At 43.0% G+C, this 272-nt stretch carries 1 protein-coding gene; it reads left to right on the top strand.

Features of this window, described 5'->3' with window-relative positions:
• Nucleotides 1-272: hypothetical protein (locus HA632_RS00910; RefSeq protein ID WP_176305367.1), on the top strand; the 272-nt coding region annotated here is incomplete at both ends.

Raw genomic sequence — 272 nt, forward strand, 5'->3', positions numbered from 1 at the left:
GTTCGTTACCGAGTAAATAGTTTCGGAACACAACAATGGTCAAATTGGAGTGAAACAGTTTGTTCTGTGTTTACCCCGGAATTCCCTACCACAGGTGTAGTAGACGGTCAATGCAATTTAGTAGACTTTACCCCGGCCATGAATCAATACATTTATGCTGATGCGGTTACAAGTGCAACTCAATACCGTTTCCGCTTGGAATTGTTTGATGAAATGTCGCCAACTCCGGAAGTACCGGTTTACAGCCAGTATGTTGACAGACCTGACAAATA

The organism is Flavobacterium sp. J49, assembly GCF_011742145.1.
In the GTDB taxonomy this organism is placed as follows: Bacteria; Bacteroidota; Bacteroidia; order Flavobacteriales; family Flavobacteriaceae; genus Flavobacterium.